The 13,153-nt window shown below is 40.5% G+C and carries 14 protein-coding genes; 4 read left to right on the forward strand and 10 right to left on the reverse strand.

Annotation, left to right across the window (positions count from 1 at the left end; genetic code table 11):
* The first annotated feature begins 92 nt into the window (after nucleotides 1-92).
* A complete protein-coding gene (locus BTA34_RS17210; protein ID WP_151436589.1) occupies nucleotides 93-1,094 on the forward strand; it encodes a sulfate ABC transporter substrate-binding protein in 1,002 nt (333 codons plus the stop codon).
* A gap of 101 nt (nucleotides 1,095-1,195) precedes the next feature.
* Here BTA34_RS17210 and tpiA read toward each other — a convergent pair whose 3' ends face one another.
* Together tpiA and BTA34_RS17220 are read right to left on the reverse strand one after the other, a co-directional pair.
* Nucleotides 1,196-1,966: a triose-phosphate isomerase gene (gene tpiA / locus BTA34_RS17215; protein WP_151436590.1), complete on the reverse strand. Its 771-nt coding sequence runs from the start codon at nucleotides 1,964-1,966 to the stop codon at nucleotides 1,196-1,198.
* 106 nt (nucleotides 1,967-2,072) lie between these two features.
* Complete coding sequence (locus tag BTA34_RS17220) at nucleotides 2,073-2,708, reverse strand: DUF1454 family protein (protein ID WP_151436591.1); 636 nt, start codon at nucleotides 2,706-2,708, stop codon at nucleotides 2,073-2,075.
* Nucleotides 2,709-2,805: 97 nt separating this feature from the next.
* Here BTA34_RS17220 and BTA34_RS17225 point away from each other — a divergent pair, with 97 nt between their 5' ends.
* Nucleotides 2,806-3,237 carry a DUF805 domain-containing protein gene (locus BTA34_RS17225; protein ID WP_151436592.1) on the forward strand — a complete coding sequence of 144 codons (432 nt, stop codon included), beginning with the start codon at nucleotides 2,806-2,808 and terminating at the stop codon, nucleotides 3,235-3,237.
* A 63-nt stretch (nucleotides 3,238-3,300) separates the two neighbouring features.
* Here BTA34_RS17225 and fpr read toward each other — a convergent pair whose 3' ends face one another.
* Nucleotides 3,301-4,047 (reverse strand): ferredoxin--NADP(+) reductase, encoded by a 747-nt coding sequence (fpr, locus tag BTA34_RS17230; protein WP_151436593.1) that lies wholly within the window; start codon nucleotides 4,045-4,047, stop codon nucleotides 3,301-3,303.
* 337 nt (nucleotides 4,048-4,384) lie between these two features.
* On the opposite strand from fpr, the gene emrD reads away from it, so the two are divergent.
* The gene (gene emrD / locus BTA34_RS17235) at nucleotides 4,385-5,569 is read left to right on the forward strand and encodes a multidrug efflux MFS transporter EmrD (protein WP_151436594.1); all 1,185 of its coding nucleotides are present in this window, start codon (nucleotides 4,385-4,387) and stop codon (nucleotides 5,567-5,569) included.
* 101 nt (nucleotides 5,570-5,670) lie between these two features.
* On the opposite strand, the gene glpK is transcribed toward emrD, so the two are convergent.
* Nucleotides 5,671-7,203, reverse strand: a complete 1,533-nt coding sequence (gene glpK / locus BTA34_RS17240) for a glycerol kinase GlpK (protein WP_151436595.1) — start codon at nucleotides 7,201-7,203, stop codon at nucleotides 5,671-5,673.
* Nucleotides 7,204-7,245: 42 nt separating this feature from the next.
* Entirely contained in the window at nucleotides 7,246-8,061 is an 816-nt protein-coding gene (locus BTA34_RS17245) for an MIP/aquaporin family protein (protein ID WP_151436596.1), read from the reverse strand.
* 294 nt (nucleotides 8,062-8,355) lie between these two features.
* Here BTA34_RS17245 and zapB point away from each other — a divergent pair, with 294 nt between their 5' ends.
* Nucleotides 8,356-8,598 carry a cell division protein ZapB gene (gene zapB / locus BTA34_RS17250; RefSeq protein ID WP_036933299.1) on the forward strand — a complete coding sequence of 81 codons (243 nt, stop codon included), beginning with the start codon at nucleotides 8,356-8,358 and terminating at the stop codon, nucleotides 8,596-8,598.
* A gap of 105 nt (nucleotides 8,599-8,703) precedes the next feature.
* Here zapB and rraA read toward each other — a convergent pair whose 3' ends face one another.
* The 5 genes from rraA to BTA34_RS17275 all read right to left on the reverse strand — a co-directional run bounded on the left by rraA (nucleotide 8,704) and on the right by BTA34_RS17275 (nucleotide 13,120).
* Nucleotides 8,704-9,207, reverse strand: a complete 504-nt coding sequence (rraA, locus tag BTA34_RS17255) for a ribonuclease E activity regulator RraA (protein WP_151436597.1) — start codon at nucleotides 9,205-9,207, stop codon at nucleotides 8,704-8,706.
* Nucleotides 9,208-9,316: 109 nt separating this feature from the next.
* On the reverse strand, nucleotides 9,317-10,234 hold the full coding sequence (locus BTA34_RS17260) for a 1,4-dihydroxy-2-naphthoate polyprenyltransferase (protein ID WP_151436598.1): 918 nt from the start codon (nucleotides 10,232-10,234) through the stop codon (nucleotides 9,317-9,319).
* A 97-nt stretch (nucleotides 10,235-10,331) separates the two neighbouring features.
* Nucleotides 10,332-11,666 (reverse strand): HslU--HslV peptidase ATPase subunit, encoded by a 1,335-nt coding sequence (gene hslU, locus BTA34_RS17265; RefSeq protein WP_075672990.1) that lies wholly within the window; start codon nucleotides 11,664-11,666, stop codon nucleotides 10,332-10,334.
* A gap of 12 nt (nucleotides 11,667-11,678) precedes the next feature.
* Nucleotides 11,679-12,209: an ATP-dependent protease subunit HslV gene (gene hslV / locus BTA34_RS17270; RefSeq protein ID WP_006534149.1), complete on the reverse strand. Its 531-nt coding sequence runs from the start codon at nucleotides 12,207-12,209 to the stop codon at nucleotides 11,679-11,681.
* 113 nt (nucleotides 12,210-12,322) lie between these two features.
* Nucleotides 12,323-13,120 carry an SPOR domain-containing protein gene (locus BTA34_RS17275; RefSeq protein ID WP_151436599.1) on the reverse strand — a complete coding sequence of 266 codons (798 nt, stop codon included), beginning with the start codon at nucleotides 13,118-13,120 and terminating at the stop codon, nucleotides 12,323-12,325.
* Between the last annotated feature and the right edge of the window lie 33 nt (nucleotides 13,121-13,153).

Genomic DNA, 13,153 nt, shown 5'->3' on the forward strand with positions numbered 1-13,153 from the left:
TGTTGTGTATATCCATCGGCTTTTTGTTATTTCATCGTTATAAAACTTTCTGTCAGCCTAGTTAAATACTTAACGATAGGGGATGGATAGCTATGTTTAAACGATGGGGTTTATTATCAACGGCTTTAGCGACATTACTTTTTTCTCATATTTTATGGGCTAAAGATATTCAATTATTGAATGTCTCTTATGATCCAACGAGAGAGCTTTATCAGCAGTATAACCAAGCATTTAGCCAGTATTGGGAGCAGAAAACGGGAGATAAAGTCACTATTCGTCAATCACATGGCGGCTCAGGAAAGCAAGCGACATCAGTTATCAATGGCATTGAGGCGGATGTTGTTACTTTAGCGCTGGCTTATGACATAGATGCCATCGCTCAAAGAGGGAGTATTGATAAACAGTGGCTAAAACGACTTCCTGATAACTCAGCCCCTTACACGTCAACGATCGTTTTTCTGGTGAGAAAAGGAAACCCTAAGCAAATAACAGATTGGGATTCATTAATTAAACCAGGAGTTTCCATTATTACACCAAACCCTAAAACGTCTGGTGGTGCAAGATGGAACTATCTTGCGGCATGGGGCTACGGATTAAAAGCGAATCATCAAGACAGTGAAAAAGCTAAGGCATTTGTTAAAGCACTTTATCAGCAAGTTGAGGTGTTAGATTCAGGTGCAAGAGGAGCCACAAACACTTTTGTTGAGCGAGGCATTGGTGATGTATTGATTGCATGGGAAAACGAAGCTTTATTAGCGATTAATGAATTAGGGGCAGATAAATTTGAGATAGTCACACCATCAGTATCTATTCTTGCAGAGCCGACGGTATCGGTAGTTGATAAAGTGGTTGATAAGCGAGGCACGCGAGAAATCGCTACCGCTTACTTAGACTATCTTTATTCACCAGAAGGACAAGAAATCGCTGCGAAAAACTATTATCGCCCTAGAGATAAAGCGATAGCAGAAAAATACCAAAGCAGTTTTCCAAAACTAGAGTTATTTACGCTTAATGACGTTTTTGGTGATTGGCAATCTGCACAGAAAATACATTTTGCGACAGGTGGCGTGTTTGATGAAATAAGTCGTCGCTGATCAAACGACTAGAAACAAAAAAATCACCTTCTGCTTTATATTCAGTAAGGTGATTTTCTCTATTTTTTATCGATTAACGGCTTAAGCCAGAAAGATAAAAATTATTTTTTCGCTTTAGCTTGTGCTGCTGCTTTAACGATAACGGCAAATGCGTCCGCTTTCAGTGAAGCGCCACCTACTAATGCACCATCGATGTCTGGTTGACCAAACAGTTCTGCTGCATTTTTATCGTTAACAGAGCCACCGTATTGAATGATAACTTGTTCAGCGATAGCGGCATCTTTCTTCGCAATATGATCACGAATAAATTTATGAACAGCTTGAGCTTGTGCTGGAGTTGCAGATTTACCTGTACCGATAGCCCAGATTGGCTCATAAGCGATAACCGCATCTTTAAATGCTGCTGCGCCGTGTGCATTTAACACAGCATCGATTTGGCGAGCGCATACTTCTTGAGTTTTGCCAGCTTCGTTTTCAGCTTCAGTTTCACCAATACATAATACTGGTGTTAAACCTAACTCTTTTAACACGCCGAATTTTTGAGCGATAAACTCGTCAGATTCTTTATGATAAGTACGACGCTCAGAGTGACCAATGATAACGTATTTAACATCAACGTTTTTCAGCATTTCTGCTGAAGTTTCACCAGTGAAAGCACCTGATAAGTTAACACCTGTATCTTGAGCACCTAATGCAATACGGCTTCCACCAATTTCATGGCGTGCTTGGCATAGGTAAACTGTTGGTGGTGCGATAGCAACATCACAACCCGCAACACCGCTAACTTCTTTACGTAATGCAGCAATTAATTCATGAACCATATGAATGCTGCCGTTGAGTTTCCAGTTACCCATGACTAATGGATGGCGCATAACTTTTCCTCCAACCGAGTGGTTTAAATTTAGTTTGCTAATAAACACGAATTCTGTTGATGCACAACAGTATAGAGAACAATGAATAGAATAGCTTTGTTTTTTATCACGGAATTGCTGAAACGATCTTGCTGTTTAAAGAAAGCTTAATCGGTTCAATGGCGAAGGTAGTTAATTGATTATCTTCATGGGCAATAATATAGCGAATGGCCCCCACATCATGGCTAATATAATCAGAAGTTTGATTTTTAAAGGCGAATAAATTGAGCGCTTCTTGAATTTGCTCTTGAGTTATCGATGAGTCAAATTGAGCAATCAAAGTGATGATGTATTGTGTTGTTAGCTCACGATTTATTTTTTCTAATTCAGGTGAATCAGGGGAGTGGATCAGAGTGAGTTGTAAACTTTTTATTTTTTCGCTACCGCGCTCTAATATTGCAGATGAATAGATATAAGGCGTAATACGCGTTGCAGCTCTGACAAGAGGGATCGCAATATCATGATTAGTGATGATTTTATATTCATTAAGCGATAGCAACTGATTTTGTTGATTGAATTTAGCTCTTAGCTCTGGAATAGTTATCTCAAAAACAGGTGCATCTTGTTTCAGATAAGCAATATCATCTTTAGCGGGCTGTTTTTGTGCAACAGACATCTCTGTTGCCAAAACAGAAGTTGGCAAACAAAGAGCAATGCTAATGATTATCAGGTATAACGTAGAAAGTATGTTTGCTTTTATCATCTGTCCTCCGCTTGTCTGTGCTGTTATTGGCTAGTCTGTATTATTTGATACCAAATGGACAGTGTAATTCACAAATTAAGTAAATTATTGAGAATTTATGACCTTACAACATTGGGCATTTTCATTCAAAGGACGAATTGGACGTTGTGATTTTTGGGCTGGTTTAGGTGCTTGTTTTGCTCTTTTTTTAGGCCTGTTTATTATCAATGATATGATTTATCCATTACCTGCCATTGTGACGTGGATATTGATTTTCTCTATTTTTTATCCATTGTGCGCAATTTTTACCAAAAGACTTCATGACAGAAATAAAAGAGGAATATGGCTTTTATTACTTTTACTTGCGGTGATGTTAGGATTAGCTGATACCAGTAACTTAGAACCATTTTGGCAATGGGCGATAGGGCGTTTTCTACCTTCTTTTATTGGGATGATTATGTTGCTTGATTGTGGTGTATTTATTGGCAATGACGGTGAAAACTATTTTGGTAAACAGACTGATCAAGTGGACTATCGTCGCTGGCGTTAATTGATGTTACTAAATCAAACAAATAAGGGTGAAATAAATAAGTTCACCCTTGTTTTTGCCTTATTACCAATATTGCTCACTGGTGATATGTCCGGGTTTTCGTCGTAAGTGCTTACGCATTTCTCGTTGCTCTTTTAAGAGTTGTTGAGTGTCTCTGACCATTTGGGGATTACCACACAACATAATATGGCTCTCTTCTGGGTTGATGGTTAGACCTACCGTTTTTTCTAAAGCGCCACTTTCAATGAGTGCAGGAATGCGCCCTGTTAAGGAGCCAATATGATTTTCACGGCTGACAACGGTTTGAATGCGTAATTTGCCTTGATAACGTTCAACGAGTTTTTCCATTAAAGGTAAATAGCTTAAGTCATTAGCATATCGAACAGCGTGGACAAGAACGATATTTTCAAATCGAGCGAGATCTTCACCTAATTGTAAAATAGAGAGGAAAGGTCCGATCGCGGTGCCTGTCGAAAGCATCCAAAGTGTATTTGCTGTGGGGACTTCTTCTAATACAAAAAAGCCACTAGCTTGTTCAGTCACAAGAATTTCATCACCTATTTTTAGCGCACACAATTTAGGGCTTAATTTTCCATCAGGTACAGTCACCAGATAAAACTCTAAATTGGGATCATTCGGTGCATTCACATAAGAGTAGGCTCGTTGTACTCGTTCACCATCAATATCTAGCGCTAATTTTGCAAATTGCCCAGCTGTAAACTTATCAATAGGCGCATTGACGACAAGACTCATTAACGCATCAGTCCAGTGATGAACTTGTGTTACTTTTCCATTCACCCAATTAGCCATAGAGATTATCTCCTTTTGATAAACATGCTTACGTTGGTTATTTATTCTAAATAGGAAGCGGTTTTTTATTTATCAAGATGGTGTGGTGATGTGATTAATCTAAGATTTTGTCAATAAATGACACAATATGTACATTTATATTGACAACTATGGTGTATTTCTCTGACATTAATCTTTATACAAAAATTGCTGGCTATCTCGCAAATTTCTCCAAATTTGTTAACTTAGTCTCATTCTGAAAAGGCATACATTTTGCGGAGTTTATTTTTGTAAATTCTCTGTAGTGTGCGCCTGTCCGTTAATTTATTTATCTGAAATTCTTGAGCAAAGAAAAGAAATGAGAAAGTTAGAGCATGCAAATTTATTATTATTGATAATTGCACTGGTTGCTGTGGGTCAAATGACTCAAACTATTTATGTTCCTGTTATTGCTGATATGGCCGTTTATTTTGGTGAGCCAACTGGGGCGGTGCAGCAAGTAATGGGGGCTTATCTTTTTTCTTATGGTTTTTCACAGCTAATTTATGGGCCTATTTCCGACAAAGTAGGGCGTCGTCCTGTTATTTTAGTTGGTATGACAATTTTTTGCTTATCAACACTAGTGGCGATTTTCTCGCAAAATTTAACCACACTGGTTATTGCAAGTACCTTACAAGGGATGGGAACGGGTGTTGCAGGCGTGATGACACGTACCCAACCTCGTGATTTATATACAGGCACAGCGTTACGTTACGCCAATAGTTTGTTAAATATGGGGGTTTTAGTTAGCCCATTATTAGCGCCGATGATCGGTGGTGTTGTCGCTCACTTCTTTGGCTGGCATGCGTGTTATATCTTCTTATTATTATTGGGAAGTAGCGTTCTTTTTTGTATGTATCGTTGGATGCCCGAAACACGTCCTGTACAAGTTGAAAAACGTAAAATGTTGTCATCATTTTATTTACTACTTTCAAACAGTACCTTTAGCGCCTTTTTAATTATGCTGATTTGTGCGTTATCAGGTATTGCGGTTTTTGAGGCATCAAGCGGTGTATTAATGGGTGGAGTACTCGGATTAAATAGTATTACTATCAGTATATTATTTATTTTGCCTATTCCTGCCGCATTCTTTGGGGCTTGGTATGCTGGTCGTGAAGGTAAAACCTTTGTACAGCTGATGTGGCATTCTGTGTTTTGTTGTTTATCCGCAGGGATTTTAATGTGGGTTCCCGGTTGGCTAAATATTATTAATATTTGGACATTATTAGTACCTGCGGCACTGTTTTTCTTTGGTGCCGGCATGTTATTCCCATTAGCAACAACAGGGGCGATGGAGCCATTCCCTTATTTAGCGGGTTCAGCGGGTGCGCTGGTGGGCGGTTTACAAAATGTAGGTTCTGGTGTCGCAACATGGTTTTCTGCTTTACTGCCACAGCATAATCAATTTAGTTTAGGTATGATTATGTTTGCTATGTCAGTGGCGATTATGCTTTGTTGGCTTCCTTTAGCGCATCGTTTTAGTCATGAAGAACATACTATTTAGTTGATTGATGTACTGACTAAAATAAAAAATGCCGAGATAAAAATCTCGGCATTTTGGTTTTGTAGCCTAGGCTACTTCTCTCTCAAACTGTTTTACTGCAATTAACCGCGATCTTCCCACTCTTGAGCGCGAGCGACAGCTTTTTTCCAGCCGTTATAGCGATAGTTACGCTCAGTGGTTTCGATGCCAGGGCGGAATTCCTTATCAATAGCAGCTTTGTTTTTCACTTCTTCCAAATCACTCCAGAAACCGATAGCAAGACCTGCAAGGAATGCGGCACCTAATGCGGTACTTTCACGAACAACAGGGCGTTCTACGCGCGTACCTAAAATATCGGATTGGAACTGCATTAAGAAGTTGTTGGCAACAGCACCACCATCAACACGCAGTGATTGTAAACGTGCGCCTGAATCAGCTTGCATTGCATCAAGCACATCGCGCGTTTGATAAGCGATAGACTCTAAGGTTGCACGAATGATGTGATTACGGTTAGCACCACGGGTTAAACCAAAAATAGCACCGCGGGCATACGGGTCCCAATATGGTGCGCCTAAGCCTGTAAAGGCAGGAACAACATAGACACCATTAGTATCATTAACTTTAGTTGCGAAGTATTCAGAGTCAGTGGCTTCATCTATGAGTTTTAGCTCATCACGTAGCCATTGAATAGAAGCACCACCAACGAATACCGCACCTTCTAGGGCATAGTTCACTTCACCACGAGGACCACAACAAATTGTTGTTAACAAACCATGATTAGAACGAACCGCTTCTTTACCTGTATTCATCAGTAAGAAGCAACCAGTACCATAGGTATTTTTTGCCATACCGCTTTGTACGCAAAGTTGACCATAAAGTGCAGCTTGTTGGTCACCCGCCATACCGGCGATAGGAATACGTGTACCGCCTTTACCACCAATATTTGTTTGGCCATAAACTTCTGAAGATGGCACTACTTTTGGTAGCATATTGCGAGGAATATCCAGCAGATCGAGGATTTTTTGATCCCAATCTAAAGAGTGGATATTAAATAACATGGTACGTGAGGCGTTAGTGAAATCTGTAACGTGAACGCGACCTTGTGTCATTTTCCAAACTAACCAAGTATCAACGGTACCGAATAACAGTTCACCTTTTTCTGCTTTTTCACGAGCGCCTTCGACATTGTCGAGGATCCATTTTAATTTTGTACCAGAGAAATAAGGGTCAACCATTAAACCCGTGTTTTGACGGATATATTCTTCAACACCTTCTTTATCTTTTAAGCGAGTACAGAAATCCGCAGTACGACGGCATTGCCATACAATTGCGTTATAAACAGGTTTACCCGTTTCTTTATCCCATACAATGGTGGTTTCACGTTGGTTCGTGATACCAATACCTGCAACGTGGTCGGATGGAATATCTGCTTTTGCTAATACTTCAACTAAGGTTGCACTTTGTGTTGCCCAAATTTCCATTGGATCGTGTTCAACCCAGCCTGGCTTAGGATAGATTTGGGTGAATTCTCGTTGTGAAATACTGACGATATTGGCATCGTGGTCAATGACTACGGCGCGTGAACTAGTTGTACCCTGATCCAGTGCAACAATATATTTTTTCTCGGTATTCGATGTATTTGTTTCTGTTGTCATGTTAGTAACCTGTTCTGATAATCAACAATATTGCTCTTAATTTTATTTATCGTCTTCAATTTTGCAGGTATCGCAAGGTAAGTGACGGCCAATTAATTTACGGTAAGCCAATGCACCTAAGATACCACCGATAAATGGAGCAATTATTGGAACTAAGAAATAAGGGATATCACGTCCACCAGTCAGTGCAATATCACCCCAGCCAGCAAAGTACGCAACCAATTTTGGACCAAAGTCACGAGCTGGGTTTAAGGCGAATCCGGTTAAGGGGCCAAATGCACCACCGATTACGGCAATTAAGATACCAATTAATAATGGTGCTAATGGACCTTTAGGTACACCGTTACCATCATCAGTTAAGGCTAAAATTAAGCCAACAAGGATAATGGCAATGATAACTTCGACAACAAAGGCATGTGCAACGGAAATTTGAGCTGCAGGATAAGTAGAGAATACACCGGCAGTGAAGAGACTTTCTTGTGAGCCTCTGACAATGCCATTAACTTGTTCGTAGTCGAGGAAAACACTGTAGTACATAAAATACACAATAGCAGCGGCAAAGAAGCCACCTAACATTTGTGCAATAATATAAGGGATAACTTTTCTGCGTTCAAAGCAAGCAAATAACCAAAATGCAACGGTAACTGCCGGGTTCAAGTGAGCACCAGATGTGCCCGCGGTAAGATAAACGGCTAAGGCAACACCCAGCCCCCAGATAATACTTATCTCCCACAGTCCTAGCTCTGCACCTGCAATACGTACTGCAGCAACACAACCAAGGCCGAAGAAGACTAGCAACGCAGTTCCGATAAATTCAGAAATGCATTGACCCATAAGAGAGGTTTTCGTCTGGCTCATATATTCTATCCTGAAAGAGGGTTATTTATTGTTAGTATTCTTTTCGAATTGAAAAGATAACTGTGAATTTATCGTTAATGAGCGTAAACGAGAATAAGCGAAATTGAAATTTGTGTGTCTCATCAAGAAAATGAGTGAAAACGCTCTTAATTAGTGACTTGATCGACATTTGTAATGTGATCTGACCAGTGTTTTTGATAAATTGAAAAAAGAATGTAATTCCTCGGAAGATGCTAGACAGTTGTTGATAGGCTACTTACAATCGGAAGTATCGATTATATGGGGGATTACAGTATGTCATTTGAAGTTTTCGAGAAGTTAGAATCAAAAGTACAACAAGCAATTGATACCATCACATTATTACAGATGGAAATCGAAGAGCTAAAAGAAAAAAATGATGCGCTGAACCAAGAAGTTCAAGAAGCGAAAGGATCACGCGAAGCCCTTGTTCGTGAAAATGAAGAGTTGAAACAAGAGCAATCAAGTTGGCAAGAGCGTTTACGCGCTCTGTTAGGCAAAATGGAAGACGTGCAATAATTGTCTTTATTTGCTTAAAGTCTAAAAAAACAAAAGCCACCTAACGGTGGCTTTTGAGTATTGAAATCGTAAGAACGCAGATAAAACACAGATAAAAAGTAACAATTACTCTTCAATCAAATCTTCATCTAAGCCTAATGGCTCTTCAGATAAAATGATCCCGGTGTTATCAGCATAAAGATAATCACCAGAGAAGAAGGTAACACCACCGAAGTTAACACGGATATCACTTTCACCAATGCCTTCACTTTGGCAACCCGTAGGAATAGCAGCCATTGCTTGAATACCTAAATCAAGCTCTGATAATGCATCCACTTGACGTACAGCGCCGTAAACAACAATGCCTTCCCATTCATTAGAAACAGCAAGTTGTGCTAGTTCAGCATCAACTAAGGCTTTACGTACAGAGCCACCGCCATCGACCAAAAGAATACGGCCTTTACCATTTTCTTCAAGTAAGTCATAAAGCAGGCCATTATCTTCAAAACATTTGACGGTGATAATTTGCCCGTTAAAGGCACTTTGACCACCAAAGTTTGAGAAAAGCGGTTCTACGACATTGATATCTTCTTGATAGATATCACAGAGTTCAGAAGTATCATATTTCATAGGAGATTACGTCAGGTTGCCACAGGAAAGTCCAGTATATCCCTTAACAGGGGCGATTGGCAAAAGACTCACTGAAAATTCAGTGAGTCAAATCAACAATCGAGTGAAATTATTCTAAAACTAAACCTAAAGAGAAAAGAACATTAGTTAATAGTGCTGCTTTTACCATGTGTTCGAGTAGGGGACGCATTGCCTCACCAGAGTGATCGGCATTCACTCGTTTGATATGCAGTAAAAGCATAGGGGTGGCGAGTAAAAATAACCACGCTGTCCAGCGATGCATATAAAGGAGAGTGAAGATAATTAAGCAGGCAATAGAAAGAAAAATAACACAGGTATGGTAAGTTCTGGAGCCAGCAGGACCTAAGCGAACAGCTAATGTATTTTTACCTGCTTGAATATCACTTTCTAAATCGCGCATATTATTAATGTTTAGAACAGCGACAGAAAGTAAACCACAGGCTGTAGCAGGAAGTAGGGTAACAATATCAAAGGTGTTGGATTGTAAGTAATAAGTTCCGATGACGCTTAACCAGCCAAAGAAAATTAAAACAGAGATATCTCCCAGCCCCATATAACCATAAGGGCGTTTACCCACGGTATAAGTAATTGCGGCAACAATAGCGAGCAGACCCATTACTAAGAAGCCAATAGCATCTTCTGGCTTTTTACAGGCGACAATAATAAGTGCAATACCACAGATACAGGAAATAATAACATTTAGGATCAGCGCTTTTTTCATTTGAGCCGCTGTGATTATGCCTTTTTGCATTCCACGTAGTGGCCCTAAACGTTCTTCAGTATCTGTTCCTTTTACGGCATCACCATAGTCATTGGCAAGGTTTGATAGGATCTGTAATGTTCCCGCTGTCAATATAGCAAGCAATGCAATAGGTAGCTCAAAATGACCCATCCAATACGCTAATGCGGAACCCGTCACAATGGCAATTAACCCTAAAGGCAGTGTTTTGGGTCGTAAACTTTCAAGCCAGGCTTGAGTCCGGCTAGTGGAATTTAGAGAGCTCATGCTGAAATTCGATACTCGTGTTCGTTGTTATTATAAAAATAAGAATGGGAGGCAAGCCTCCCACGTAAATATTGCTGATAAGGATCGCACAAGTTGATTATAAAATAAATCGACTCAGATCTTCATCTGCGACAAGCTCATCCAGATGCTGTTTCACATATTCTGCATCAATCAATACTGATTGACCTTGACGTTCACTAGCATCGTAGGAAATTTCTTCCATCAAACGCTCTAAAACAGTATGTAAACGACGAGCACCAATATTTTCGGTAGTTTCATTTACACGCCATGCTGATTCAGCAATTTTGCGAATACCGTCTTCGGTGAAGCTAATAGACACACCTTCGGTTGCCATTAATGCTTCATACTGTTTTGTTAACGATGCATTAGGTTCAGTTAGAATACGCTCAAAATCTTCTGCTGTCAGCGCTTGAAGTTCAACACGAATTGGCAGACGTCCTTGTAATTCAGGAATTAAATCAGAAGGACTTGAAACTTGGAAAGCACCTGATGCAATAAACAGAATATGGTCTGTTTTTACCATACCGTGTTTTGTTGAAACTGTACAACCTTCAACCAGTGGTAAGAGATCGCGCTGCACACCTTCACGAGAAACGTCAGGGCCAGAACTTTGTCCCCCACGTTTACAGATTTTATCTACTTCATCAATAAAGACGATACCGTGTTGTTCTACTGCATCAATCGCTTGCTGTTTAAGCTCTTCAGGATTAACTAATTTAGCAGCTTCTTCTTCAACAATAAGCTTAAACGCATCTTTGATTTTCATCTTACGCGCTTTTTGTTTCTGACCCGCTAAATTTTGGAACATAGATTGTAATTGATTAGTCATCTCTTCCATTCCTGGAGGAGCCATAATTTCAACACCCATTGGTGTTGCAGATAACTCAATTTCAATCTCTTTATCGTCTAACTGACCTTCACGTAATTTTTTACGGAAAGATTGACGTGCTGCTGACGGTTCAGATGCTTGTTCTGCTACGCCCCAGTTATTTTTTGCTGGTGGAATAAGGACATCAAGGATACGTTCTTCAGCCATTTCCTCAGCACGGAAACGATTTTTATCGATAGCTTGGCTACGTACCATTTTGACCGCAGAGTCGGTTAAATCACGGATAATAGAATCAACTTCTTTACCCACATAACCCACTTCGGTGAATTTAGTTGCTTCAACTTTGATGAAAGGTGCATTTGCCAATTTTGCTAAACGGCGTGCAATTTCAGTTTTACCGACACCTGTCGGTCCAATCATCAGAATATTTTTAGGTGTTACTTCATGACGCAGCGCTTCATCAAGCTGCATACGACGCCAGCGGTTACGTAGGGCAATCGCCACTGCACGTTTCGCTTTATCTTGACCAATAATAAATCTATCGAGTTCGCTGGCAATTTCGCGAGGAGTCATTTCAGACATGCTCTCTAATCCTTACTCTTTTGAAGAGAGTTCTTCAAAGTTGACATTATGGTTAGTGTAAATACAGATATCTCCAGCGATGCTAAGTGCTTTTTCAGCAATTTCTCGTGCAGAAAGTTCAGTATTTTCTAGCATAGCTCTAGCCGCTGCTTGTGCATAAGGGCCACCAGAACCGATAGCAATTAAATCGTTCTCTGGTTGAACCACATCACCATTACCTGTGATGATAAGAGATGTATTTTCATCTGCAACAGCAAGCAACGCTTCTAATTTGCGTAGCATTCTGTCTGTGCGCCAATCTTTAGCAAGTTCTACCGCAGCTTTAGTTAAATGCCCTTGGTGAAGTTCTAGTTTGCGCTCAAACAGTTCAAAAAGAGTAAAAGCATCAGCAGTGCCGCCAGCAAATCCCGCAATGACTTTGTCGTTATAAAGACGGCGTACTTTGCGAACATTGCCTTTCATGACGGTATTACCCATCGTCGCCTGTCCATCACCACCGATTACAACTTGGCCCTTACGGCGAACACTTACGATTGTAGTCATGAGTCAGCCCCTGGTTTAATCAATAAAAAAAGAGACGGGAAGTGCCTTTATTTAAGATAAGGCACTGACCGTTGTGTGAATTAGAATTATAGGTGGGGGAGAAAATTTATTTTTCAACCCCCAGAAGCGCGAAGAATACAACCTGATACGCCAGCTCCAGCGGCTTGTCTACTTACGGAGTTGGCTTGTTCTTTACTGTAAGGACCTGATAAGACGCGGATCCAACCATCATTGCCTTTCGTTACTCGGCTTTCAACACCCGAAAAAGCCAGCGTTGCTCTCACTGATTCAGCTTGTTCGGTATTTTTAAAAGAGCCACATTGCACTAAAAAGTTTGCTTCAGTCACAGCAGGTTTAGGCGGTGTAACAATTGCAGGTACAGGTGCTTGCGGTGGTGGAGTTTGTACCGGCTGTTGTGTAACAGAAGGGGGGATTGTTGCAGGTGGTGTTACAACCACTTGTGAGCGTGGTACTTCCCCATTGTAAGGCACTTCTGGCAGTTGAACGGCAGGTTGGCGCTTATCCGCTTCAATTTGTTGTAAAAAACGTAACTGCTCAGGCGAAAGTGTTGCTTTCGGATTAATCTGGCTACCCGATGAAGGATATTCAGGCTGTAAAGGTGTACCGACCTGACGATTTTCCAATTCTTTAATATATTGCCAACGCTCTTGCGGTTTTGGCGGTAGGCTATTCGCTGGATGTTGCCCAGTGATGGTTGGCATTGTTTCTACGGCTTCTTTTTTATTATGTGTAATAAAATAGAGGCCGCCGATAAACAGCGCCACAATAGCGATTGCCGCGATAAGCGTCGTTAAAGGCAGCCCTTTAGCAGCCTTTTTGTTTTTACTTTTCGTTGTCTTTTTACGACGAGCAGATGTCTGCCCTCGTCCCACATAGTCTCGTTGTGCCACAGTTCGATTCGCTGATAATTAAAGGAATAGGTA

The sequence above is a fragment of the Proteus sp. CD3 genome (genome assembly GCF_008808075.1).
Lineage (GTDB): Bacteria > Pseudomonadota > Gammaproteobacteria > Enterobacterales > Enterobacteriaceae > Proteus > Proteus appendicitidis.

Coding starts and splice junctions, on each gene's coding strand:
- BTA34_RS17210 (WP_151436589.1), top strand. CDS start 93: ATGTTTAAACGATGGGGTTTATTATCAACGGCTTTAGCGACATTACTT.
- tpiA (WP_151436590.1), bottom strand. CDS start 1,966: ATGCGCCATCCATTAGTCATGGGTAACTGGAAACTCAACGGCAGCATT.
- BTA34_RS17220 (WP_151436591.1), bottom strand. CDS start 2,708: ATGATAAAAGCAAACATACTTTCTACGTTATACCTGATAATCATTAGC.
- BTA34_RS17225 (WP_151436592.1), top strand. CDS start 2,806: ATGACCTTACAACATTGGGCATTTTCATTCAAAGGACGAATTGGACGT.
- fpr (WP_151436593.1), bottom strand. CDS start 4,047: ATGGCTAATTGGGTGAATGGAAAAGTAACACAAGTTCATCACTGGACT.
- emrD (WP_151436594.1), top strand. CDS start 4,385: ATGAGAAAGTTAGAGCATGCAAATTTATTATTATTGATAATTGCACTG.
- glpK (WP_151436595.1), bottom strand. CDS start 7,203: ATGACAACAGAAACAAATACATCGAATACCGAGAAAAAATATATTGTT.
- BTA34_RS17245 (WP_151436596.1), bottom strand. CDS start 8,061: ATGAGCCAGACGAAAACCTCTCTTATGGGTCAATGCATTTCTGAATTT.
- zapB (WP_036933299.1), top strand. CDS start 8,356: ATGTCATTTGAAGTTTTCGAGAAGTTAGAATCAAAAGTACAACAAGCA.
- rraA (WP_151436597.1), bottom strand. CDS start 9,207: ATGAAATATGATACTTCTGAACTCTGTGATATCTATCAAGAAGATATC.
- BTA34_RS17260 (WP_151436598.1), bottom strand. CDS start 10,234: ATGAGCTCTCTAAATTCCACTAGCCGGACTCAAGCCTGGCTTGAAAGT.
- hslU (WP_075672990.1), bottom strand. CDS start 11,666: ATGTCTGAAATGACTCCTCGCGAAATTGCCAGCGAACTCGATAGATTT.
- hslV (WP_006534149.1), bottom strand. CDS start 12,209: ATGACTACAATCGTAAGTGTTCGCCGTAAGGGCCAAGTTGTAATCGGT.